The following is a 23,891-nucleotide window of genomic DNA, read 5'->3' as shown; positions in this document are numbered from 1 at the left end:
CGATATCGAGCAGGATTGATATGATTATTATTCTTTGCGTGTATAATTTTGCAAAAGGATAGAACCCATGAGATTTGAAGATTGTTCCTGGTTCGATGTCGAGCATTATTTAGCTAACGACAATCGACTGATGCTTGTCTTGGGGGCGTGCGAGCAGCACGGATACCTTAGCTTATTAACCGATGTGAAAATCCCCCTGGCATTGGCTGATGCAGCCAACCAAAAAACAGGCGTCCTGGTGGCGCCGGTGGTGAACTACGGGATCTCGCCTTATTTTATCGATTATCCTGGCAGTCTCAGCATACGGTCATCCACGATGCTCGATCTGGTAGAAGATATCGTTCGCTGTGCTTATCATCAAGGCTTTCGCCGGCTCTTGTTTCTTAATGGTCACGGTGGCAATGATCCTGTTCGGTCACGGCTCTTTGAAGTTGCCAATACATTACCTGAGCTGCATTTGGCATGGTATTCCTGGTGGCAAGCTCATAGCGTGGAAAACGTCGCCGTGAGCCATGGGTTACGTTCTTTTCATGCCGCCTGGATCGAAGCTTTCCCCTTTACTCGAGTTGGTGAGCTGCCAGATGGCGAGAAAATTCCTCCACGCATTCCAGGCTTGGTGAACGCAAAAGTGGCGCGCGAGTTATATCAAGATGGTGTATTCGGCGGGCCTTATCAAGTCGACTCCGAGATCATGTCGGAGGTCTTTGCTGCTGCGCTTGACGATATATTGCAGTTATTAAAATTTGAATAATCCATCCTCAATGAACACGCAAATAACCATCGATAGGAGTGAATCATGTCTGATCAGACGAAAACAATCATTAAGACCGACCGTGCCCCAAAAGCAATTGGACCTTATTCAGCGGGTGTGAAAACCCATTGCTTTATCTTCACCGCAGGGCAGCTTGGCATCATCCCCGAAACCGGCAATATTATTGAGGGTGGAATCGAACACGAAACAAGGCAAGCGATTAAAAATATCCAGAATATCCTCATTGAAGCTGGCTCATGCTTAGAAAACGTAGTAAAAACTACCGTGTTCCTGAGAGACATGGCTGAGTTCGCCCAAATGAATGCCATCTACGGAGAATTCTTCAAAGAGAATCCTCCCGCTCGATCGACAGTCCAGGTAGCAGCGCTCCCAAAGGGTGGTGCGGTGGAGATCGAAGCGATTGCCATGGTTAGTGAATAGAGCAAGGTTTGCGTACCCTATAACGTCGATCCCATATTTTATCGATTACCTATCGATTGCTCCTCATCATGGTTGATATATCGATTATTGTGCCCTGTTATAACGAAGAAGCGACAATCCGCAAGCTCCTGGATGCCATCTGCGCGCAAACAGTGCCTATGGTGGATATTGAAGTGGTGATTGCGGATGGTCTCTCAACCGACGGCACGCGAGCAGTGATCAATGATTATCGTAGAGAACATCCAGAGCTCGAGGTCCACATCGTTGATAATACGCAACGGGTAATCCCATCAGGCCTTAACCGCGCCATCGAAGGAGCACGGGGAAGTTATATTGTCCGCATGGATGCTCATTCCATCCCCGACCCTGACTATATCCGGAAATGTGTCGATGAATTGAAAAAAGGCCTGGGAGATAATGTCGGTGGAATTTGGAAGATCCACCCCGGGAACTCTTCATGGATTGCCAGATCCATTGCACTGGCAGCAGCCCACCCCCTCGGGGCAGGTGATGCCCGGTATCGGATTGGCGGTGTGGCTCAGGAAGTCGAAACAGTGCCATTTGGAACATTTCATCGGGATATTTTCGAGCAGATCGGGATGTTTGATGAATCCTTGCTCACCAATGAGGATTATGAATTCAATACACGTATCAGGCAGTCGGGTGGCAAGGTTTGGCTGGATCCCTCAATCACTTCCATATACTATGCGAGGCCAACCCTCCGGGAACTGGCAGCTCAATACTGGCGTTATGGATATTGGAAAGCTCAGATGTTGCGAAAATATCCAAAGACTCTGCGATGGCGCCAGGCGATTCCCCCAGTTTTTGTTGCGGTACTGATTATCCTGGGGCTTTTGGTCGTTGGCATGAGCCTCGCCCGTTGGTTGCTAGCAATTATTGTGATACTATATACTATTATCCTCCTAGGTATTGGAATCCAGATGAGTTTACAACATAAGAAAATGTCCTACATAATCGGTGTGCCTTTGGCATTAGCCACCATCCAGATTGCATGGGGTGCTGCATTCCTTTGGGGAATGTTTCGTAAGCCGGCATTGAACACCAAACCATTATGATTGCAACAAAGACTACACCCATTTCAACCAAATGGCGTCTACGACCGCGGGAGAGGCGGACGCTTCTTCTTATTGTCGATTTCCTGATGGCAGAAATCGCTCTGATCATATCTATCTACGTATGGTCAGTGGCGGATAGGTATCAATCCCTTACGCTTTTATTTATCCTCCGCCTGCCGGTTTGGTTCTTCTTCCTGCCATTCTTCTGGCCAGTGCTGATGGCGCGCTTGTATGACGAACATCGCGCCCGTGATCCGGGACAAACCTTACGGAGCATTGCATTTTCTGCCCTGGTCGGGCTTGGATTTTACATGGTGTTTTACTTCACTTCCGAGCCAAACTCACTGCCTAGAATCAGCGTCGCTTCATTTATAATCAGTGCCTTTATCCTTACGTTATTTTGGCGACTCCTTTACATCAGAATATTCACTGCGCCACAATTTATGCGCCGCATGCTGTTAGTAGGCGCAGGTGATACAGGCACGATTATGCTCCAGATCATCAACCAGCACCGGCCGCGACCGTACATCCTGGTCGGTGTCATCGATGATGATCCTCAGAAAATTGGGACAATGATCGAAGGATATGAGGTGTTCGGCGGGCATGAAAAGCTGTTACAGGCGATTAACGACCACCAGGTCACCGACCTGATCGTCGCAATTTCCGGGCAGATGCAAGGAGGCATGTTTCAGGCGCTTTTGGACGCCCAGGAAGTCGGCACTGAGATCATTCGCATGCCGGTAGCCTATGAAGAGCTCCTTCACCGGGTACCCATCCGTTACCTTGAAGCAGAATGGATCTTGCGTTCTTTCGTTGATAAAGCCCGCTCGGAGGCATTCTCTGAGATGGCCAAGCGCGGGGTGGATATCCTGGGGGGGATCATCGGGATGTGCCTGCTGATCTTGCTGTTTCCGTTTGTGGCAATCGCCATAATCGCTGAATCAGGCAAGCCGATCTTATATAAACAAATCAGGATGGGCCGCGGCGGGCAGTTGTATAACATCTACAAATTTAGAACCATGCGCCAGGATGCAGAAGCAGATGGTCAACCGCAGTGGGCGGAAGAAAATGATCGCCGTGCAACCAAGGTAGGACTGTTGCTGCGTAAAACACATATTGACGAGATACCCCAGTTTTATAATGTGGTCAGGGGCGAAATGAGCCTGGTTGGCCCTCGGGCTGAACGCCCTGAATTAGTGGAATGGTTCCAGAAGCATGTACCCTTTTATCGGGCACGATTATTAGTTCGACCGGGTATTACCGGTTGGGCGCAGGTGAACCAACAGTATGCTTCCACAATCGATGAGACGATTGAAAAGCTTGAATACGACCTGTTCTACATCATGCACCGAACTTTTGCAATGGACCTGCGGATCATATTTCTGACGCCGACACTGGTGATTCGCTTGCGGGGTAGGTAGCTTGAAACCGCACTTCTTATCCAGAAACCGGACAGTTTTGGCAGGCGATCTATTTTTCATCGTCGTGTGTGTATTGGGCAGCTTCTTACTACGCGTGCCGCTCGGTGCCAGGCTGTATGACTTCAGAGCCCAAATCCTGGTGATGCTCGCAGTCGCCTTGATCGCTAAACCCATCGTTTACTATCAATTTGGCTTATACCGGCGATTATGGGCATATGCCAGCATTCGCGAGCTCAAACTTATCGCCATTGCGGTAACGACTGCTTCGATCATCGTATCAATTGTCGTCCTGCTAATCTCATTCCTGTTACGGGCATTTGAGTTCTCGCGCGGGGTTTTGATGATTGACTGGTTATTGTCCCTCCTGGCTGTGGGCGGTTTGCGCTTTTCCTACCGCATAATCGCAGAAAGCCAGTCGTCCAACAGGCCAGATGGTAGCAGGCAAAGGCGAGTCCTGATCGCTGGCGCTGGTGACGCAGGGGCGCTCGTTGTGCGGGAAATGCAGCGTAATCCTCAAGCCAACCTCAAACCGATTGGATTTGTGGATGATGATCCAGCCAAACAAAAACAGGAAATCCACGGCACGCCGGTGATTGGAACGATCGATGACCTTGACCGCTTGATCGATTCGAAGAAGGTGGAGGAAGTGATCATTGCCATCCCGAGTGCACCCGGCCAGGTGGTTCGCAAAGTGACGGAAACCTGCAGGTTGAACAATATCCCTTCACGGACGATGCCAAGCTTGCATGAGCTCATCGGGGGAAAAGTCAGCGTAAACCGGCTTCGGGAAGTTGACATCACCGATTTACTGCGCCGCTCTCCGGCGCATATTGACAATGAGCTGATTGGATCAAGCCTGGGAGGGCGAAAAGTACTTGTCACGGGTGCAGGCGGCTCAATCGGCCGTGAATTATGCCGGCAGATCGCGCGTTGGGAACCAGCCGAGCTCTTTTTGTTGGGGCATGGTGAAAACAGCATATTTGAGACCCTGATTGAGCTTGAACAGGATTTTCCCTCCCTGAAATTACATCCTCTGATCGCTGACATTCGGGGTAAGGAACACATCCAGAACCTATTCTCAGTCCATAATCCACAAGTTGTCTTTCACGCGGCTGCCCATAAACATGTGCCGCTCATGCAGGCCAATATCGAAGAAGCGGTCAGCAACAACGTCTTGGGAACTCGTACCATCGTGGATGCTTCGATTGCGAGTGATGTCGAACGGCTGGTGATGATCTCCACCGACAAGGCAATCTGCCCTACGAGTGTATACGGAGCCACCAAACGGATCGGCGAAATGCTGGTCTTGGATGCTGCTCGCCGGACCGGTAAATCCTTGTCCGTGGTGCGGTTCGGCAATGTGCTGGGCAGCCGTGGCAGTGTGTTGCTTCTCTTCAAGCGTCAGATTGATGATGGAGGCCCAGTCACGATCACGCACCCTGACATGGAAAGATACTTCATGACGATCCCTGAGGCGGTGCACCTGGTGCTGCAAGCCTCTGCAATGGGGAAAGGCGGAGAAGTGTTCGTGCTGAACATGGGCGAGCAGATCCGCATCGTGGACCTTGCCCAGGATTTGATCCGCCTATCCGGCCTTGAGCCGGGGAAGGATATTGAGATCGTGTACACCGGGATCCGGCCTGGTGAAAAACTGAGTGAAGCATTATGGGATGAAGGTGCAGACTATATCACAACCCAACATCCAGATGTGTTACGTCTGGATGAAAATGAATTGCTGACCAGCAACGATCTTGAGACAGCTACGAACGCACTGATAGAGCTGGCGAAAAATGGCAATCCGGATGAGATCGTCAATATGCTGAACAAGACGGTTCCAGGGGCAACGGTGAGTAGCACGCCCTCACCAGACCTCATTTCCATGATCTAGTGAACCATGGAAGCGATCAGTTCAGCTCAATGGGACGAATTCCTCTCGCAAGTACCGAATCCACATATTTTACAAACCTCAGCGTGGGGGCAGTTAAAGGCCGAGTTTGGGTGGCAGGTGATACGCATCGTTTCTGGTGCCTGTGGTGCCCAAATCCTGATCAAACCAATCTTTCCCGGGATTAATCTGGCTTACATTCCTAAGGGCCCTGTTGGAATGGACTGCGAGCAATTGTGGCCGCAAATCGATAGGCTATGTAAGAGCCAACATTGTTTCTTGCTCAAGGTTGAACCTGACCTCTTGGAAGATAATCAGGGTACTCAGATCAGCTCACTACCCATGCCAGGCTTTATACGAAGTAACCACAGTATTCAGCCGCAGCGGACCATCGTAGTTGACCTGACGGGTGATGAAGCCCAAATCCTTGGACGGATGAAACAGAAGACGCGCTACAACATCAACCTGGCATCGAAAAAGAATGTCGTCGTCCGTCCGCATGCTGACCTGAGTGCTTTTTATAGCTTGATGCAGATGACTGGCGAAAGGGACCAATTCGGGATCCACAGCCTGGCATATTACCAAAAAGCATATGATCTATTCCAGGCCCATGACCAGTGCCAGTTGCTCGCCGCTGAGTTTGAGGACGATGTCATTGCAGCGATAATTATTTTCAGGACTGGCCTCCGCGCCTGGTACTTTTATGGCGCTTCCTCGGATAATCATCGTGAGAAAATGCCCAACTACTTGCTGCAATGGGAAGCGATGCGCTGGGCAAAGGCACAAGGTTGCCAGGAATACGACCTGTGGGGGGTTCCGGATGAGGAGTTGGACGTATTGGAGGCAAATTTCTCATCCAGGAACGATGGACTTTGGGGGGTTTACCGGTTCAAGCGCGGTTTCGGTGGCGAGCTGCGTAGATCGGCTGGACCATGGGACCGGATTTACAATCCAATACTTTACCGTTTGTACACCTTGTGGTTAAAATATCGGAAAGTTGAGGGCTGATCCTTCAGGTGTAATAATGCTACCTAGCAACCCGACCACGATTAATCCGTTGGAATGGAATAGCGCTATCACCCACCTGCCAGGCGCACACATACTACAATCGTGGGAATGGGGCATGGTTAAGTCACAATTTGGCTGGCAACCCAGTCACCTGCTCTGGTACAAAGAAGGAAGCCGGATCACAGTTAATGTCAATCACTTCCCCGACCACTTGAGTGGCAAGGAACTGGTCGGAGCAGCACTTATCCTGCAGAGAAACATAAAAATCGGCGGATTCGGACATAAGATGGGGATCATTTATGTTCCGAAAGGGCCCCTTCTGGATTGGGATGATCTTCCTCTCCGCCAACGAATCCTTAAAGACCTAAAAGAACATGCTCAAAAGCAGAGTACGATCTTCATCAAGATTGATCCTGATCTTGAAGTTGGTCACGGTATCCCCAGGAGCCCGGAAGCCTGTGAACACCAATTGGCAACAAGTGTGATCAACGATCTGAAGGAAATTGGATGGCAGTTTTCTGAGGAACAGGTGCAATTTCGCAACACGGTTTTGATCGACCTGCAACCGAGCGAAGCTGAGCTTCTGACTAATATGAAGCAGAAGACCCGCTACAATGTGAATCTGGCTAAACGTAAAGGGGTGACGGTCAGGACAGGCACACCTGAAGATATCGATATGCTGATCCACATGTACGCCGAGACCTCCGTCCGCGATGGCTTTGTCATCCGAAACGAATCCTATTACCGTGAGGTCTGGAACGCTTTTCTATTCAATAAAGTCCAAAAGCGCCTTGACCAGCCTGCAGCCGATGCATTGATTGCTGAATATGAGGGCGAACCCATCGCAGGTGTGCTTATCTTTCGCTTTGCAGGCAAAGCCTGGTACCTGTATGGCATGTCGCGCTCTTCGCATCGCGATATGATGCCTAATTACCTGCTGCAGTGGGAAGCCATTAAGCGAGCGAAGGCAGCTGGTTGCAGGATATATGACCTGTGGGGCGCACCCGACGACTTTGTCGAGTCAGACCCATTATGGGGTGTATTCAGATTTAAGGAAGGGCTGGGAGGTACGGTCCACCGCTACCTGGGGGCATGGGACCTGCCTGTAAATAGCATGCTATACAAGCTGTACACCAAAACCTTGCCCGGAATACTGGATATCATGCGCCAGCGCGGCAAGGCAAATACTCGGCAAGTGATCGGATAAAACCATGAGAGCAATCCCACACATCCAGCTCGCACACCTACCCACACCCATCGAAAGTCTGCCAAAACTGACGAGCAAGCTGAACGGTCCGAAGCTGTTCGTCAAACGGGATGATCTTACCGGCCTGGCATTCGGTGGAAACAAGACACGCAAGCTGGAGTACCTGCTGGCGGAAGCACAGGCGCATGGCGCACGAACGGTCATCACGGCGGGTGCTGTGCAGTCCAATCATTGCCGGCAGACCGCAGCTGCATGTGCCCGGCTAAATTTTGAATGCATCCTGGTCCTTTCGGGTGATAAGCCACTACAGGCAACCGGGAATCTGATGCTGGATCAGCTTTTCAACGCCAGGCTAGTATGGACTTCTCGCCAGGAACGCAACAGTACTTTACAACAGACATTCAACGATGCGTGGGAAGCGGGTAGGCGGCCGTACCTGGTTCCGTATGGAGGTTCAAACAGCACTGGTGCTTGCGCCTATGCTTTTGCAATGAAAGAGCTTGGAGACCAAGGCTTTAAACCTGATTGGATCGTCTTTGCATCATCTTCGGGGGGCACACAAGCAGGGCTAGTCTGCGGGGCGAGGTTAGTCAACTTCAAAGGCAAAGTACTTGGGATCAGTGTTGATGAAACAGAAGCAGATCTACAGGCGAAGGTAGCTCCGCTGGCGAACGACACCTCTGATTTACTCTGTGAGAAAACGGACTTTGCCCCCCAGGAAATCCTGGTATCAGCAGAATATCTGGGTGGAGGTTATGGCGTCATGGGGGCAGCCGAAGAAGAAGCCATCCGTATGTTCGCCCGAGAAGAAGGCCTGTTGCTCGACCCGGTATATACTGCCCGCGCAGCCGCCGGAATGATCGACCTGATCCACAAGGGATACTTCAAGCGAGAAGAGAAGGTCCTATTCTGGCATACTGGGGGCACACCGGCCCTGTTCTCAGAAAATTTCGCCGGATTGGCTAACCCGGTCTAGGTGGGTCCCAGCAATCATACCTCTGGACAAAGCCTGCAGAAAAATCGTTTCGTGGGAAACGGTGTGCTGACCACCAGCTGTTGTCCGCGTTATTTCAACTCGGCAGTTTCATCCTTCACAGGCTGTGAGCCGCGTTTAAATATTGCCTTGATGCGACCAACAAAATTCTTGATGGATTGTTGCCAGGATAGCCGTCGAATCTCCTGGGCAGATTGGCGCGCCAGGTCGGCATCCGCAGGATGGGAACTATATACCAAACTATGGTATTCGCTGAGCAGCCGGCGCGCTGGTGCGACCGTGGAAGGGATAGCAGCGATGAGCATTTCTACACGTTCTGATGGTGTAGTTTGAGGCGAAAGCTTCATCCCCAGGCGCTCAAGGGCAATATTTATTTCCAGGTATGAGCGGGATGCAGGGGGAAGTTTCAAGTAATAAATCCAGCTGAGCAGGAAATCCGGTGGAGGAATCCCCAGTATTCGCAATCCTTCCGCCATCGTTTCAGGCACACCGATTGAAACTCGTTCCATGAAGGCGTACAGCCGGAAGCCACGCATGAATTGCCATATTAAAATCACGATTAAGCCAATGGTAATTTGCGCAACCACAAACAATATGATATTCCCCGTAGTCCAATAACTTTGCGGGCTTGCTATCCCCGATGCTGAACTATCCGCAGGCAGCTGGCGTTCCGAGCCAAGCTCTTCGGGTAATCCCTGGTTCGCCCGCCCACGGCCAGCCTCAATCATGTCATAGCTGGCAACGTCTTCACCAGATGGCCTGGACAGGACAGCTTGAGATACCGTGGGCTCAAAGATCACCCAGCCTATTTTTGGGAAAAACACTTCGGGCCAGGCATGAGCGCTGTTCTGGCGCACCACATAAGTGGTAGTATCTCCAGCAGGGCCATTGGTAGAGCTAAGACCTGATGAAGAAGTCTGTTTAGGTGCCTGCTCCGACTGGCCCTGGGCAAATCCCACCGCCATGCGGGCGGGAATGCCGAGGGAGCGCAACAGGACCACTTCTGCAGATGCGTAGTAATTACAGAAGCCTTTTTTATACTCGAACAGGAACCAATCGATGCGTTCCTGGTTGGCTGGCGGATTATCGATACTCAAGTCGTACTTCATATTCGCGCGCAGATAATTAGTAACCGCGATGGTCATATCGTACGGATTGGTCAGGCCTGCTGTGATATCCTTTGCCAGCTGCTTGGTGCGGGGGGTGATATCGCTGGGGAGCTGTAAGTATTCATCCGTCACCCAGGAGGGGTAATCGGTGTCTGCATTTTTCAATTGGATGACTGTCACAGAATCGAGGGCTGAGCGCACGGTGTATTGTTCACCCGGGCGAACGTAACTCTTGCTCATCAATGCGCTGAGATCAACCGTTCCATCCCGATTGGTTTCCATATATGCCAGGGTTGGAAGGCTGGTCCACAGCACTTCAGGTGGGGCATAAATATTGGTGATGGTTTCATATGGAAAGAATGTAAAAATGGCGGTTTTCCTGACATCAACACCTGGCTGAGCAAGATTTGAGCTCTTAGCGTTTAAGTCTTGAGAGGTCTGCTGTGATGAAGACCACATGTCATTTTTATATGTATCATATGTGCGGGCTTCCCAGTAATATCGGGTACCTGTGGGAGAAATCCTGGGGGCTTGCACTTCCATCACGACCCGGTCACTGAGTGGAGAGCCTAAACCAAGTGGCAAGGTTGCAGAATAGAAGTTCTCGACCGTGGTGGCAGAAGCCTGGAGGGAGGCAAACATGAAACTAAAACGGTCTTTTAAGGACAGCCAGGGTTTAGAAGTCTCATGCCAGAGGTCGGAGACCGGCTTAAGTGTATCGGAGAGGACTGGCAGGTTCCAGGCGAAGAAAACCAAGACAAATGACAAAATCAACGCCGCACGAGACAATTCAAAACTCATATCCGAGGGGGTATGTGCATGTCTGGCGCTCCACCTGCCAGTATTTTTAACGAACTCCAGGCGAGCTACCAGGAACAAGGCAACCAACAGATACACGGCGAGGTAGATGGAACGTACGATCAGAAGGGGGTCAAAGGTGTTTATAACAAACGCAACGATACCTGCCGGGATGATGACCTTCCAGGGGTTTGCCTCACGTATTAAAATAATCCCGGCATAGGCGGCCAAACACCAGAATAAGACAGCCATCAAAGTCAGGAAAAGCAAGTTATCGGTAATCGGTTTACGGGCTAACAGTTCCTGGAAGACGATATTGAGGCGACCCCACAGGTTAACTAGCCGAAAAGGCCACCCTAATTCAGGGTCGAGGGTCAGGCCAAGTTGCCAGGGAATAACGATACAACCATAAGTAATTGTAAATAACACCACCCAAAAACCACGATACATGCTTAACCCGAGGACAAGACCAAGGATGGTGGCAAAAAAGGTCACAACCAGCACCAGGTTCAAGTCCAAGGTCCATAAGGTGGCAACCAGACGGGCTGCAGCGACTTGCATCAACACGATTAGCAAAACGACTGCCAGCCAATCCCATGTACGCTTACCCGTTTTATTAAACAACAGATGACTCATATCGATTACACCGATATAACTTTCATAGCTTATTCTAACAAAATACCCTTAAAAAAACATTATGGTTCATTCATACTTGAAGGGCGAACAATCGTCTAATCCCCAGTACATGACATCACGACTGTGCAGCAATAAAAAAGGCTGCCCTGGTTAGGAGCAGCCCGTGGATCAGACAACGATGTTGACTAAACGTCCGGGAACGACGATCACCTTGAGGGGAGGCTTTCCTTCCAGGAATTTCCTGATCGCTTCGCTCTGCAGAGCTGCAGCTTCAGCTTCTTGTTCAGAGATGCCCACTGGAACCTGGATACGGTCGCGCAGCTTGCCATTCACCTGCACGATTAAGGTGATCAGCTCATCAGCTGCTGCTTCGTAATCAACGGCAGGCCAGGGTTGCTGGTGAATTGAGTAGGGTTTCCCCAAGAAAGCCCACAATTCCTCAGCGATATGTGGCGTTACGGGAGCCATCATCCGCAGATAAACATCAACAGCTTCGTTCCATTCAACCGTACCCGCAGCACCTTTTTCACGCGCCCGGTACATCTCATTGAGCAACTCCATCAGACCCGAGACGATCGTATTGAACTCAAACACCTCGAAATCATGGGTGACTTGCTTCAATGTCTGATGCAGCTTCCTGCGTAATGCGCGAAGCAACTCCGGATCAGGATTACCTTTCTCAACAGGGTCCGTGAAAAGTATCCAGACCCGGCGTAACCAGCGATACGCACCATCGATGCCGGTGCTGCTCCAGGGCGCGCCCATCTCCCAGCGGGCAAAGAACATCAGGTAGGCGCGCACTGAATCCGCGCCGTACCTGGCAACCAGCTCATCGGGTGAAATCACATTACCCCGGCTTTTCGACATCTTCTCACTATCTTCACCCAGCACAATCCCCTGGTTACGCAGCTGCAGCATCGGTTCAGGACCCTTTGTAATGCCCATATCACGCAGTGCCTTGTGGAAGAAGCGGGTATACATCAGGTGCATGGTGGCATGCTCGATGCCACCCGTATAGTTATCCACCGGCATCCAATACCCGTAATCCTGCTGGCGGAAGGGGCCTTGGTCATAGTTTGGGCTCAGGTAACGTAAGTGGTACCAGGAAGAGCACATAAAGGTATCCATCGTATCGGTCTCACGCGTAGCTGGCTGACCACACACCGGGCAGGTGGTATTCTTCCAGGTCGGGTGGATGGTAAGTGGATTGACCCCGGTGGGCTGCCACTCAACGTCGTCTGGCAATAATACGGGCAGCTGGTTTTCAGGGACCGCGTTCCAACCGCAGGTTTGGCAGTAAACCATCGGTATGGGGGCACCCCAATAGCGCTGCCGCGAGATTAACCAATCGCGCAGCTTATAATTGACGGCAGCTTTTCCCATACCCCGTGATTCAATGTATTCGATAGCTGAACTGAACGCTTGCTTACCAGGAGTGCCGGTTAGCGGTCCAGAGTTGACCATGTCACCAATAGCAGGAACGGAAGCCTGCATGGTGGCACCCTCCTGTGGCTCAATATCGGCGGGTTGAATCACCACCCGCACTTCCAGTCCATATTTACGGGCGAAGTCAAAATCACGCTGATCATGGGCCGGGACTGCCATGATGGCACCTGTGCCGTAGGTCATCAGCACATAATCAGCGATCCAGATGGGAATCCGCTCGCCATTCACCGGATTAATCGCATAGCCCCCGGTAAACACACCGGTCTTCTCCTTATCGGAAGCTTCACGATCAATATCCGACTGCCGGGAAGCCTGGCGGATGTAGGCATCAACCGCTTCCCTTTTCGTGGGAGCGGTGATCTTTTGCACCAGGGGATGCTCGGGTGCCAGTACCATAAAAGTGGCACCCCATAACGTATCGGGCCGAGTAGTGAAGATCTCAATCGGGTCCTCCTGCTCACTATGGAAGATTACCGAAGCACCCTCTGAACGTCCGATCCAATTGGTTTGCAGGGTCTTGACACGCTCGGGCCAGTCAATCGTGGAGTAGTCCAGCAAATCATCAGCATAACTGGTTATCTTGAAGAACCACTGTTCCAGCTCTTTCTTGATCACCGGCGTGTCGCACCGCTCACAATGACGGTCTTCACCCTGCACCTGTTCACGCGCCAGAGTGGTCTGGCAGTGAGGGCACCAATCGACCGGTGAATACTTGCGGTATGCCAGGCCGTGCTTGTACAGCTGGATAAAAAACCACTGTGTCCAACGGTAATACTCCGGGTCGCTGGAAATCATCTCACGCTGCCAATCCCACATGGCTCCCATGCTTTTGAGCTGTTTGCGCATGTGCTCAATATTGGCATAGGTCCAGGTCTTGGGGTGGATGCCCTTCTTGATGGCAGCATTTTCAGCCGGTAATCCGAAGGCATCGAAACCAATGGGGAAGACAACGTTGTACCCTTGCATGCGTTTAAAACGGGCACGTGCATCGGGAGGGGTCATGGCGTACCAGTGACCGATATGCAAATCTCCGGAAGTATATGGCAGCATGGTCAGGGCGTAAAACTTGGTACGCGAAGGATCAATCTCAGCCTGATACAGACCCTCCTTCTCCCAACGTGCCTGCCATTTGGGTTCAATATCTGTAGGGTTATAAATCGTTAATTCAGACATTTTATTCTCCATGAAATGTGAAGAGTAACTGGTTATTCAGTCATCCAGCACCTGATCTCAATGAGTCGTAATCAAACCGTTACGCCACTTGGTTTATGGGCGATCACGACCATTCGGCGAGAATCGGATGTGAACGCCTTTCGATCCAGACCACCGTAAACATTTTCAAGCTCCAAACCAGCTTTTCCCAGCAAGTCCTTGATCTCATTTGCATTATATAAACGGACAAAGTAAGGTTTATCCTTACGAACACCATCCCTGATAACGATCCGTTTATTATAAAACCTGCCTTGCAGGCTATCGAAGGACATGCGGTCAATAAGCAAGTTACCTTCCTTTTCTATAACCGTGGCGGGAAGGAAATTTTTTACGATCGCATCCCGGTTCATGCTATCGAAGACGAACCTGCCGCCTACTTTCAACGCCTGGCTAACATTGACCAAGACCTGAAGGTTCTGTTCATCAGAAAAATAACCAAAGGCGGTAAACAAGATCGTGACATAATCAAATTCATCCTCGAAGGTTATTTGCCGCATATCCGCCTGCTGATAATCCACCAGGACGCCCATCCGGGTAGCCTCCTGACGAGCGATTTCAAGGAAGCCAGGCATGATGTCGACACCGGTCATGGTGTGTCCGAGCGTAGCCAAACGGTTGGTATGACGGCCGAACCCGCAAGCCAGGTCAAGGATTTTCGCTGGCTGATCCAAGCCAAGCAAGCTGACCAGCGCACTGACCTCTGCCTCGGTGCGCTCGTCAGTTAAGGCCTCACTGTAAAAATACAGGTAGTCATCAACATCGAATACCGCATCAAAATCGAATTCTTCCATTCTTACAACCTATCCAACAAACACAATGTCCTTACAATTGAGCGATCCACGCTACCTTCAAGCTGGTATAGATTTTGCATCAGAGAAACCAGAAACCATTCCAACCAGCGAAGAGATCCTATGACCAACACACAACAACAAGCACTCTGGCTCCAGTTACTGATCAGCATGTCCAAGTTCGTTGATCGCCGGGTATCGAAAAACGGCGAGCACAGCACGAAGGTGGCCAAATGGGCCAGCACCACCGCCCGAAAGCTTGAGATGAACGATGACGAAGTAGAAATCGTCTACTGGGCGTCGATCCTGCACGATATCGGAAAAATCGGCATCTCAGACCGGGTACTGAGGAAAAAAGCCATCCTTTCCGAAGAAGACTGGATGCTGATCAAGATGCACCCAACCATCGGCTCAAATATCGTATCGTCGATCGATGCCTACCCATCCCTGGCTTCGACCATCTCAGCGCATCAGGAAAAATATGATGGCACCGGCTACCCAAAGGGCCTGAGCGGGAAAAATATCCCACTCGGTGCGCGTATCCTGGGCATTGCGGATGCCTACCAGGCCATGGTTGAGGATCGCTACTACCGTCAGGGTCGCACCCATGAAGAAGCGGTGGCCGAATTGAAAAAAGTAAAAGGCTCTCAATTTGATCCGGAAGTGCTGGATGTTTTCTTGAATGTGATCGACTCCGAGCCGGTAGCCTGATGCAATTTCTGCTTATGTCGTATTTTTAAAGAACAAAAAACCTTCTCCACTAACAGGGACGAAGGTCTTCTCCGTGGTACCACCCTGATTGCTGAGAGACCTGGTCGAAACCTGGCCTTCACAGCCACTCAGTTATCGCGATAACAGGCGAATCCTGCCAGCAGCTAAATCAATTGATGCCTTCACTGCTGAAGTCTGCCCTTGTGATCAAGGGCGGCAGGCGAGTTCAACCTTGCTTTCCGTGCTCCCTTGGCACTATGCCGGGCTCACACCTCTCTCTCCCGGCTCGCTGAAGGATGGCTTAATACTCCTGCCATGACTTTTAGTGGACCCAGAGGGATTCGAACCCTCGGCCTTCTCAATGCCATTGAGACGCGCTCCCAACTGCGCTATGGGCCCAAAAATGTAGCACGGATTGTACCCGCAAAACACCGATTCGTCAATTGAGCGGTATCTGTCCGGTAAGGCGACAATCCAGCATCAAGGGGCCACTACTTCATTTCCCGGATATATCTGGGCAGCGTGTCCTACCCTTAAAAGAAAGCGGTAAATTTCTTGCATCTAATCTGGAAGATTACAAACGACCTCGGGAAAAATATTATCTGTGGATAACGGAATCAGTTGAAGAACCTGTAAGGTTAGGAACGCATAAATTCATGGTGTTTATCAGATTAAAATTATCTTGCAATATTATTGGTATATTCAACAATTATTGATAAAATTGGTGTTTAGGTGGTCCAATGAAGCTTCGAAAATCCCTGCCATTACTTCTCATATTTGTTCTGCTCTTCCCAGTGAGTGTTTCAACCGCAGAACAACCTGACAGTCTTGGATGGACGGTCGTCCTGCCTGGAATCGATTACACAAAGATCCATCTGCCCGATCCCAACAACGTTTTTGTCGTCCGGATGGACCGAAGCAATACAAACCTAACCCTGGAAAGCACGATCGCAAACGGAAAACTCGCCGAGGGCAGAGAGACGGTCAGTGGGATGTTTAACCGCTATGATCAAGCCATCAATTACTGGGGAGGTGGTGCCAATCCACCCACCTGGGGTATGAGGAACCAGGCGGTTGTGGCAATCAATGGCTCATACTTCGATTATGGAAACGGCATGCCATGGGGTGGGCAGATCCAGTCGGGGTGGTATGCCAAGCGTTACGATAACTTAGGCGGTTGGAGTGGATTTGCCTGGAAGCTCGACCGAAGTGCATTTATTGGAGAGTGTGTCAACCACCGGCCAGAAAAGCAGCTGATCACCTATCCAGCGACCGGTAAAAGCCAGGAGATTACGAGGATTAACGACTATCGCGATGTCGATGAGCTGGTGTTATTTACTCCCCAATACAACAGCCGAACCGGTACGTCGAGCGCTGGAGTTGAAGTGGTGGTCGAAATGGCCCGCCCTTCCCTGATCCTTCCCACACCAAATAAAGCCGTGGGAATTATCCGTGAAATCCATGAGAACGAAGGGAACAGCTTGATCCCGTTTAACTCCATCGTGCTTTCAGCCAGCGGTAGCGCAGCCCAAACGCTTGTTCAAAATGCAGAAATCGGCAGCGAAATCTATGTGTCACAAGAAATCACACCTTACCTGGATGATTGCAAGACAACCGACAATAGCAGCTGGACGAAGACATATGCTAGCATCCAGGGGGCTTACTTCTTTCTGAAGAACAGCCAAATCAGGGATTTTACCGACTCTGGTGCCACCAGCCATAATCCACGAACTGCTATCGCATATAATGCTCAGTATATTTTTTTTATCGTAGTCGATGGCCGAGATACTGAGCACAGCGTCGGCATGACGATTCATGAGCTGGCAGCCTTTGCTCTGGATACGCTTGGGGCTACCTGGGGAGTGGCGCAAGATGGAGGCGGTTCATCGACGCTGGTAATCAACGGGCAGGTGGTCAATAACACTTTTTGTAACATCTACACCTGCCAAGGAGCCTACCACATCTATCTTCCCTTCACAACGAAGGCAGGTTTCAACGGTAAACAAGTTTACCAAAGCGAACCTCAAGCTATACTGTCAGTGGCAGGCATCGAACGACCGGTGGCAAACGGGATGCTGATGGTGGTTGTCCAACCTGAAGCCTATTCAAAAACCTATATGCCTGGCGACCAGGTTACAACATCGGGTGAGACAACGCTTCGATTAGGTCCAGGGACAAATTACGACAGCTTTGCCACCCTACCGGCAGGAACCCACGGCGTCATCTTGCAACAGATGAACAGCTTGCAAGGCGTGCTGGCCAAGGGGAATAACTGGTGGTATGTGGATTTTGGTGAGTATTCAGGCTGGATCGCCCAGGGGCAAATCATCCGTTCTGTATTAGCACCAGAGAATAACCCAGACAAATGAGATTTCCAGGATAAGCCAGGTAAACATAGCTTCCCGGCTGATCGACTTTTTAGACAAAAAACCAATTCAATTCCGATGTATTACTGCCCTCCTGCCTTGTAGGAAGCCTCTCCTCCTGGATTTATTTTCGGCATCCAGAAGGCCATCAGCAAGGCGGCGATTAAGGCAAGCGTTCCACCAAACATGAAGGGGGCGGATGGCCCAAACCCTGGCCATGAACCAATCCCCTGCCAAAGCAGCCCGGCAATAAAAGAAGCCGGGAATGCCAGGATCCCGACGGTGGCATTATAGGTGCCATAGGCAGTGCCCCTCAGATTCTCAGGGACCAGGTCGGCAACCAGGGCATTGGCTGTCCCGAATGCCATGCCGTAATACAGGCCGTACACCACATAAAGCAACCACACCTGCCAGGAGATGCTCGCGAAAGCGAATCCCAGATAAATCGCCGCATATACCAGCCATCCGCCGATGATCAACCGCTTACGGCCGACGCGGTCGGAGAGGGCACCTGCCGGTGTGGATACCAGGGAATAGATCAGGTTGAACATGACCAGCATCAACAGGATGCCCGTCACGGACACGCCAAGATTTTGAGCACGCAGCACAAGGAAGGCATCTGCAGAGTTCCCCAAGGTAAAGATACAAACGATGACCAGGAAGATAATGAATGGTCGACCCATGCCACGTAAGGAAAACCTGGGAGCGGCACGCCGCTCTTTAACCGGGACATCCCTGGCTCCAATGATCAGCGACAAGACGGCCAGGAAGGCCGGAAGCAAACTAATCAACACCACGGTCTCAAACGTTGGCTTCATCAAATCTGCGGAGTTCTTTTGGGTGAGCCATACGATCACCACGGCGATGATGATGCCGGTCATCGCACCGGCTGTGTCGAGGGCGCGATGAAAACCGAATGCCAGGCCACGTGTTTCCTTGGTGACAGAATCGGCTACCAGGGCATCACGCGGGGCGGTTCGGATGCCCTTGCCTACCCTATCAACCCAGCGGACAACGGCGATCATCTCCCACGTGGTGGCAAAGTAAAAGAAAGGTTTTGAAAGCGCTGACAACCCATAGCCTACGACCGCCAACCACTTACGCCCACCCAGCTTGTCGGACAACCAGCCTGAAAATAGTTTCAAAATGCTGGCAGTTGCTTCGGCTAGCCCTTCAATCAAGCCAATCACGTTGGTCTTCACCCCCAGCACGTTCGCCAGAAATAGAGGCAGGATATTAAGCACCATCTCGCTGGACACATCCATGAAGAAGCTCGTTAAGCCAACAGCCCAAACGTTGCGAGGCAATTGCCGAATGGAAGCTTTTTCGGTTACCTGGTCAGCTGATTCAGTCATATTTTCCCTTTATCCAAAAACTATAAATTTACCACAGCCTCAAGTGCAGGACAATTTTACCTTCCGCTAAGCCTGCCTGCAATGCAGCAATTAGGTGTAAAACCAATCGATCATATGATGGCAGGAGAGCACAAAACCTGTCTTGAAATCTATCGCCAATATAAAAAGGATACCCTAATTATCTGCTAATGCGGAGGGAACAACTATCTTGTATACTTCGTCACAGACCACAGAAGAAGGCTACGACACGCTCACGGACCATGCCTAATCTGGGTTACAATGTTGGAGAATGATTACTGTTACAAGTGAAACCATCCAGGGACAGCGGCAAAGCTGGAACCTGATCCAAAAACTAGGGGAAGGTGATGCCGGGGAAGTCTACCTGGCAGAATCGGTATTGGATAAACAACCTGCAATTGTTAAACGGCCGCGCAGAGGGGCATTTTTTAGCGATAGCCTGCGTCAGGCAAGCCAAATCAGAACAGAAGCAAGTATTTTGCGCTCTCTGCAAAGAATTACAAGCCCTAACTCACTCCTAAAGCTAAAAACACCGGCATTAATCGATCAAAACAGGCCGGAATTCGACCTGGGTGAGCAAGCTTTCATTGTCATTGAACAAGCTTGTGGGTTTGATTTAAAACAATTGAGCCAGTTTATCCAGTTTGGTGGTGCCAGCGTTGAGCAATTACGAGAAAATCCCGAATATACCCCCATCGTCAACCAGTGGTCACGGTATAAAGAATTTCCAGCGCCTTTGCTGGTACGCATCTTATTAACCATGCTCAGTTTTTTGGAAAACATCCATACAACTGAATTCCGTGACGAAGCAGGCAATCACAACGGCATCCTTTGGAACGATGTCAAGCCGAACCACCTGTATTGGGATGCCGTAACCAGGAGCATAACGGTCATCGATTGGGGCAACAGCCAATTTCTGGAGGGCGGAGGCATCACAAAAAACCGGCGGAATAGCATGGTGGATGATAAGCGCCAATTCATCGACGAAATGGGTAATTTTCTGCTGGAAGTGAATCCTGCTCTGTATCGTGACCTCAAATGGCCCAAAGATATGCCCGATGTTGATGCCTATACGAATGCGTTCCAGGTGCTCAAAGGCATTCTTGAAGACCAGTACAAGGCAGACGAGGAACAGCTTCAGGCACTCCGTCGCCAGGAAGGAGAATTCCAAAGCCTATCCAGGCCAGATTTGGAACAAATCCGATACTACCAGGTACTCCAGGAAAAACTATCGGTTTATGGAGAACAACCCGATCAATCGGGAGCCAGTAATTTCATTGCCAAAGCAGCCTACCAGATGGCTGCGGAGAATAAAATCTCTGAATTTTTACAGGTCTGTGAGACGGCCAGCAAATTACCTTTCGCTTATCCAGAGAAATGGAACCTTTTAGCGGAGGTTGCTAGTGTTGCGTTGCACAAGGCAAGCAGCGATGAATCAACCCGCACAGCATTCATTAACTCCCTCACCGCAGGTGTATCTGGTGATTGGACCACGTTATTATGGGAAATTTTTACTTACCTCGGTGACCAGGCCCGCCCTGACTGGTGGAATAAAATCAGCCAGAAAGCGCGAAGCGTGTGCCTTGACCTCGAGCCCGAAGCCATCACTCCTTATACGACGTTCGCTCGCCTGTACTACACCATGCAGGCTGAGTTAACCAGAAAAGGCAATCAACACCTACGGGAGTCTTTCGAAGGCAGCAACAGCCAGAACCACGACCTGAATGGTTTTCACTGGCAAGCCAATACCGACCTGATTGCCTTGGTTAATGAAGAAATCATCAAGAAGTGGAAAGAGACTGAGCCTTCGCCTCCCCACTCAAGCATCAGTTATGCTGTAGTGGATAGCCTGCTGCCTTTCATAGAGGAGCAGCTGCCCGGCTGGCGTGAAATATTAGAAAACTGCCTGATGCAGCCAAGCGCCCAGGTTGACCTGGTTTTAAAAGCCTGGGAGGCAAAGGATTTTGAGCTTGCCCGGCGTGGGTTACGCTCAATCCTGATGTGGGACCCCGACCGGAACCGCCTGATCACCGCAGAAAAGGCGATTGCGGCAGCACCAGGATGGCTGGCGCGTATACAAAAAGGCGCCAGCAAGGATGAGCCATTCTACGATTACCTGACATCCGTTGAACTGGCAGGACGTACCTTGCGTAATCGGGTGGGACCAGCAAGCTGGTTGGATGACACCCTGGAAGCCTTCAAGCGACTGCGTAAAGGGACCCGATCGGTCGATTTGTTGATTGAGTTCCCTGAGATCATGAAGGAATTACCGTGGCTGAAGGAATATCAATCACGGGAAATTGTGTCGTTACCCCATACCCACCCGCTGAAGGTGGAAAGAGCCACGCCCAGGCATACCCCTATAAAAACTACCGAAGGCGTCCTGGAGGGTAGGTTTGGTCCTGACCAGAAGATGGTTCTGGGTGAACCGCTGGACACCTGGAGGCCAGAAGCCCGCGGCTCTTCAGCCAGGGTATTCAGTGGACGCCTGAACAATCTCTCCAAACACCCAGTTTCGCAGGCTTTCAAGGTCATGCGCTCCGACCAGCTGGAATACGCTGTGCCGTTATTTATCGAAGAGACCCAGATCCTGACCATGCTGTATGACGTGCCGGGCATCACTCCGCTCGTGGAACTTGGATATCTCAAGCTGGACGACGACCAGTCACTACCCAGCGATGAAAGCCATTCGTCTGTAGAAGAGCTTACGGGGCAGGTGATCCATTTTAGAACCGAGCAAGCCCAAAACTTCCTGGCTGCGATGGACAGACAATTAGCCCTGGGATGGTTGCCGTATCTCGCCCTGGTGAAACGCAATCCGGAGCACAACTTGCTGCACTACTGTGATGCTAGCTATACCCACGGCTGGTTTCTCTCGCTGCGCGACAGCCTGGTGCTGGCGCTACAGATCTGCGACATTTTACAATTTGCCCACGATCGAAATATTGTCTATCGGGACCATAAACTGCTCCATTACTATTGGGATGTCGAAACACATGGGGTGGTAATGATTGACTGGAACATTGCCAAACGTCACTCTCAGGGTTTACCGGATGCAGAAATCCAGTTTGACCTGGTCCAGCTGGGGGCGCGCGGGATGCATCACCTTTTTACCGGACGCCCTGCCCAGGGCAGCCTGCCACTGGGACCCAACCGGCCGGAGGATATTGAAAAAGCCTCTACTCATTACCTGGTAAATTGGACTTATGATGATGAACGCTTGCCCAACCAGCTGCGATCGATCCTGGAGCAGATGCTTAATCAAGGGTATACTCAGATCGGCGAGGTCAGGAAAGACCTGCTGGCTATTTACCAACAACTGCCCGGTGCCTAAATAATAAATTCAGTACCCATGCGTATGAGTGATCAAAATAATCTAAATCCACTTTCCCAGATCGAAAAGCAATACCAAGAGCTTACAACGAACGCAACGAGCAGCATTGTCGATATGCGGCATATCCTGTTGGATATCGAAGAGCTGGTCAATTCCGAGGCATACCAAAGCCTGACCCCAGATGAGAAGACTGCTTTGCAAGCCTGGCGGAAGGATCTGATGGCACGCATCCAAGACCAGGAAGATGGCGATAAAGCCTTGCTTGGACAGGCGAGTGGTAAAGTAGATGCAGCTACCTCTCCATCCGAAGGCGGTTCTAGTCAGGAAGGGCCCTTCTCAGAGCCTGAGCGAGAACACAACCCGGCTGCTGAATCGCAGATGGATATGGCTGAGAAGCTCTTCTACAGTGGAAGATATGCTGAAGCTGTGCAGGTTTTTGACCGTGTCTTGCAGCTGGAGCCGAACTGGGAACGCGCCCGGCAACATCGCACGGAAGCTGAGAACTACCTGCGTACGGGGTATATTCCGGTCGTCGCACTTCCAGCCGATGCGGCATCCGCTTATGGAAAAGCACAATCTGCGGCGCGTGTCGGGCGGTTTGCGGATGCACTGGCCTTACTGGAGAGTGCCCAGAATTCACTGCACGAGCTGGGGATTCAACGCTGGCAGGAAGGCCAGGACTTCGCCCAAAAGCTGCAAGAGAACATTGATGCAGAAAAAGCCTATGAAGAGGGATTGAATTTATTCAAACTTGGGAATATTGATGATGCCATCGAGCGGATTCAAGCGGCAACCGGGGCAACAGGCATGCCGAAATATGCCGATCGGGTGCAAAGCTTGCAAAAGGTAAAAGACACTCTGCGATCAATTTATGACTATTTAAACCAGGCTGAGCTTGACCCTAAGACCGCTTCCCAGGCAAAAGCCAGCCTGGATGCGCTCGTGATCGAGTATGGCGATAATCCTGCCTTCGAACGGCTGATCGAGCGCTTTAAAACTATCACTCCCCGCGTGGTTGAGCCGCTTAAAGAGCAAACACGGGCACTCAAGAACCAGGCTGACCATGCCACCACCCTGGAAGAAGGTTTATACCTGAACAAGCAAGCCCGGCAGAACCTGGCGCAGATACGCAATCTGGAAGGTGTAGACGAGAGCCTGGATCGCCTGCAAAACGAACTTGACCGCCAGCAACGCGAGTACCAGAAGTTCGATAACGAACTGCACGCAGCCAACCAGGCATATGAGAAAAACCCTGCCTGGCCGGCTGAAGCCGCTCGCCAGAGCACGGATGTGATGAAGCGTTTCCCCGTCGACCCAGGAGTTAAGGAGCTGAAA

Annotated in this window: 15 protein-coding genes and 1 tRNA gene; 11 read left to right on the top strand and 5 right to left on the bottom strand. The window is 50.9% G+C overall.

Annotated features, from left to right (window positions below):
• The first annotated feature begins 67 nt into the window (after window positions 1–67).
• From C3F13_04945 to C3F13_04910, 8 genes are all read left to right on the top strand, one after another.
• A complete protein-coding gene (locus C3F13_04945) occupies window positions 68–751 on the top strand; it encodes a hypothetical protein (GenBank protein PWB55069.1) in 684 nt (227 codons plus the stop codon).
• Between the two features lie 45 nt (window positions 752–796).
• Window positions 797–1,192, top strand: coding sequence for a reactive intermediate/imine deaminase (locus C3F13_04940; GenBank protein PWB55068.1), 396 nt, complete (start codon window positions 797–799; stop codon window positions 1,190–1,192).
• Between the two features lie 68 nt (window positions 1,193–1,260).
• On the top strand, window positions 1,261–2,268 hold the full coding sequence (locus C3F13_04935) for a glycosyltransferase family 2 protein (protein ID PWB55067.1): 1,008 nt from the start codon (window positions 1,261–1,263) through the stop codon (window positions 2,266–2,268).
• A complete protein-coding gene (locus C3F13_04930) occupies window positions 2,265–3,689 on the top strand; it encodes a hypothetical protein (GenBank protein ID PWB55066.1) in 1,425 nt (474 codons plus the stop codon). Before C3F13_04935 ends, C3F13_04930 begins: the two co-directional genes overlap by 4 nt.
• A 1-nt stretch (window position 3,690) precedes the next feature.
• Window positions 3,691–5,577: a polysaccharide biosynthesis protein gene (locus C3F13_04925; protein ID PWB55065.1), complete on the top strand. Its 1,887-nt coding sequence runs from the start codon at window positions 3,691–3,693 to the stop codon at window positions 5,575–5,577.
• A gap of 6 nt (window positions 5,578–5,583) precedes the next feature.
• Complete coding sequence (locus C3F13_04920) at window positions 5,584–6,582, top strand: hypothetical protein (GenBank protein ID PWB55064.1); 999 nt, start codon at window positions 5,584–5,586, stop codon at window positions 6,580–6,582.
• Window positions 6,583–6,598: 16 nt separating this feature from the next.
• On the top strand, window positions 6,599–7,789 hold the full coding sequence (locus C3F13_04915; protein ID PWB55063.1) for a hypothetical protein: 1,191 nt from the start codon (window positions 6,599–6,601) through the stop codon (window positions 7,787–7,789).
• A 4-nt stretch (window positions 7,790–7,793) separates the two neighbouring features.
• Entirely contained in the window at window positions 7,794–8,765 is a 972-nt protein-coding gene (locus tag C3F13_04910; protein PWB55062.1) for a D-cysteine desulfhydrase family protein, read from the top strand.
• A gap of 89 nt (window positions 8,766–8,854) precedes the next feature.
• Here C3F13_04910 and C3F13_04905 read toward each other — a convergent pair whose 3' ends face one another.
• From C3F13_04905 to C3F13_04895, 3 genes are all read right to left on the bottom strand, one after another.
• On the bottom strand, window positions 8,855–11,326 hold the full coding sequence (locus C3F13_04905; GenBank protein PWB55061.1) for a hypothetical protein: 2,472 nt from the start codon (window positions 11,324–11,326) through the stop codon (window positions 8,855–8,857).
• Window positions 11,327–11,494: 168 nt separating this feature from the next.
• Window positions 11,495–13,945, bottom strand: a complete 2,451-nt coding sequence (locus tag C3F13_04900; protein ID PWB55060.1) for a leucine--tRNA ligase — start codon at window positions 13,943–13,945, stop codon at window positions 11,495–11,497.
• A 71-nt stretch (window positions 13,946–14,016) separates the two neighbouring features.
• Complete coding sequence (locus C3F13_04895; protein ID PWB55059.1) at window positions 14,017–14,775, bottom strand: class I SAM-dependent methyltransferase; 759 nt, start codon at window positions 14,773–14,775, stop codon at window positions 14,017–14,019.
• Window positions 14,776–14,895: 120 nt separating this feature from the next.
• On the opposite strand from C3F13_04895, the gene C3F13_04890 reads away from it, so the two are divergent.
• Window positions 14,896–15,483: a hypothetical protein gene (locus tag C3F13_04890; protein ID PWB55058.1), complete on the top strand. Its 588-nt coding sequence runs from the start codon at window positions 14,896–14,898 to the stop codon at window positions 15,481–15,483.
• Between the two features lie 323 nt (window positions 15,484–15,806).
• Here the strand turns inward: C3F13_04890 and C3F13_04885 are convergent.
• Window positions 15,807–15,882: transfer RNA gene (locus tag C3F13_04885), tRNA-Ala, on the bottom strand.
• A 341-nt stretch (window positions 15,883–16,223) separates the two neighbouring features.
• On the opposite strand from C3F13_04885, the gene C3F13_04880 reads away from it, so the two are divergent.
• Entirely contained in the window at window positions 16,224–17,852 is a 1,629-nt protein-coding gene (locus tag C3F13_04880) for a hypothetical protein (protein ID PWB55057.1), read from the top strand.
• An 80-nt stretch (window positions 17,853–17,932) separates the two neighbouring features.
• On the opposite strand, the gene C3F13_04875 is transcribed toward C3F13_04880, so the two are convergent.
• Window positions 17,933–19,204, bottom strand: coding sequence for an MFS transporter (locus tag C3F13_04875; GenBank protein PWB55056.1), 1,272 nt, complete (start codon window positions 19,202–19,204; stop codon window positions 17,933–17,935).
• Window positions 19,205–19,493: 289 nt separating this feature from the next.
• On the opposite strand from C3F13_04875, the gene C3F13_04870 reads away from it, so the two are divergent.
• Window positions 19,494–22,556, top strand: a complete 3,063-nt coding sequence (locus C3F13_04870) for a hypothetical protein (GenBank protein ID PWB55055.1) — start codon at window positions 19,494–19,496, stop codon at window positions 22,554–22,556.
• Window positions 22,557–23,891 lie beyond the last annotated feature (1,335 nt).

The sequence above is a fragment of the Anaerolineales bacterium genome (assembly GCA_003105035.1).
Taxonomy (GTDB): Bacteria; Chloroflexota; Anaerolineae; order Anaerolineales; family UBA4823; genus FEB-25.
This window is presented reverse-complemented; position numbering and strand designations above follow the sequence as displayed.

Bases quoted from the DNA above. Each gene is read 5' to 3' on its own strand.
- C3F13_04945 (PWB55069.1), top strand. From the start codon at position 68: ATGAGATTTGAAGATTGTTCCTGGTTCGATGTCGAGCATTATTTAGCT.
- C3F13_04940 (PWB55068.1), top strand. From the start codon at position 797: ATGTCTGATCAGACGAAAACAATCATTAAGACCGACCGTGCCCCAAAA.
- C3F13_04935 (PWB55067.1), top strand. From the start codon at position 1,261: ATGGTTGATATATCGATTATTGTGCCCTGTTATAACGAAGAAGCGACA.
- C3F13_04930 (PWB55066.1), top strand. From the start codon at position 2,265: ATGATTGCAACAAAGACTACACCCATTTCAACCAAATGGCGTCTACGA.
- C3F13_04920 (PWB55064.1), top strand. From the start codon at position 5,584: ATGGAAGCGATCAGTTCAGCTCAATGGGACGAATTCCTCTCGCAAGTA.
- C3F13_04915 (PWB55063.1), top strand. From the start codon at position 6,599: ATGCTACCTAGCAACCCGACCACGATTAATCCGTTGGAATGGAATAGC.
- C3F13_04910 (PWB55062.1), top strand. From the start codon at position 7,794: ATGAGAGCAATCCCACACATCCAGCTCGCACACCTACCCACACCCATC.
- C3F13_04905 (PWB55061.1), bottom strand. From the start codon at position 11,326: ATGAGTCATCTGTTGTTTAATAAAACGGGTAAGCGTACATGGGATTGG.
- C3F13_04900 (PWB55060.1), bottom strand. From the start codon at position 13,945: ATGTCTGAATTAACGATTTATAACCCTACAGATATTGAACCCAAATGG.
- C3F13_04895 (PWB55059.1), bottom strand. From the start codon at position 14,775: ATGGAAGAATTCGATTTTGATGCGGTATTCGATGTTGATGACTACCTG.
- C3F13_04890 (PWB55058.1), top strand. From the start codon at position 14,896: ATGACCAACACACAACAACAAGCACTCTGGCTCCAGTTACTGATCAGC.
- C3F13_04880 (PWB55057.1), top strand. From the start codon at position 16,224: ATGAAGCTTCGAAAATCCCTGCCATTACTTCTCATATTTGTTCTGCTC.
- C3F13_04875 (PWB55056.1), bottom strand. From the start codon at position 19,204: ATGACTGAATCAGCTGACCAGGTAACCGAAAAAGCTTCCATTCGGCAA.
- C3F13_04870 (PWB55055.1), top strand. From the start codon at position 19,494: ATGATTACTGTTACAAGTGAAACCATCCAGGGACAGCGGCAAAGCTGG.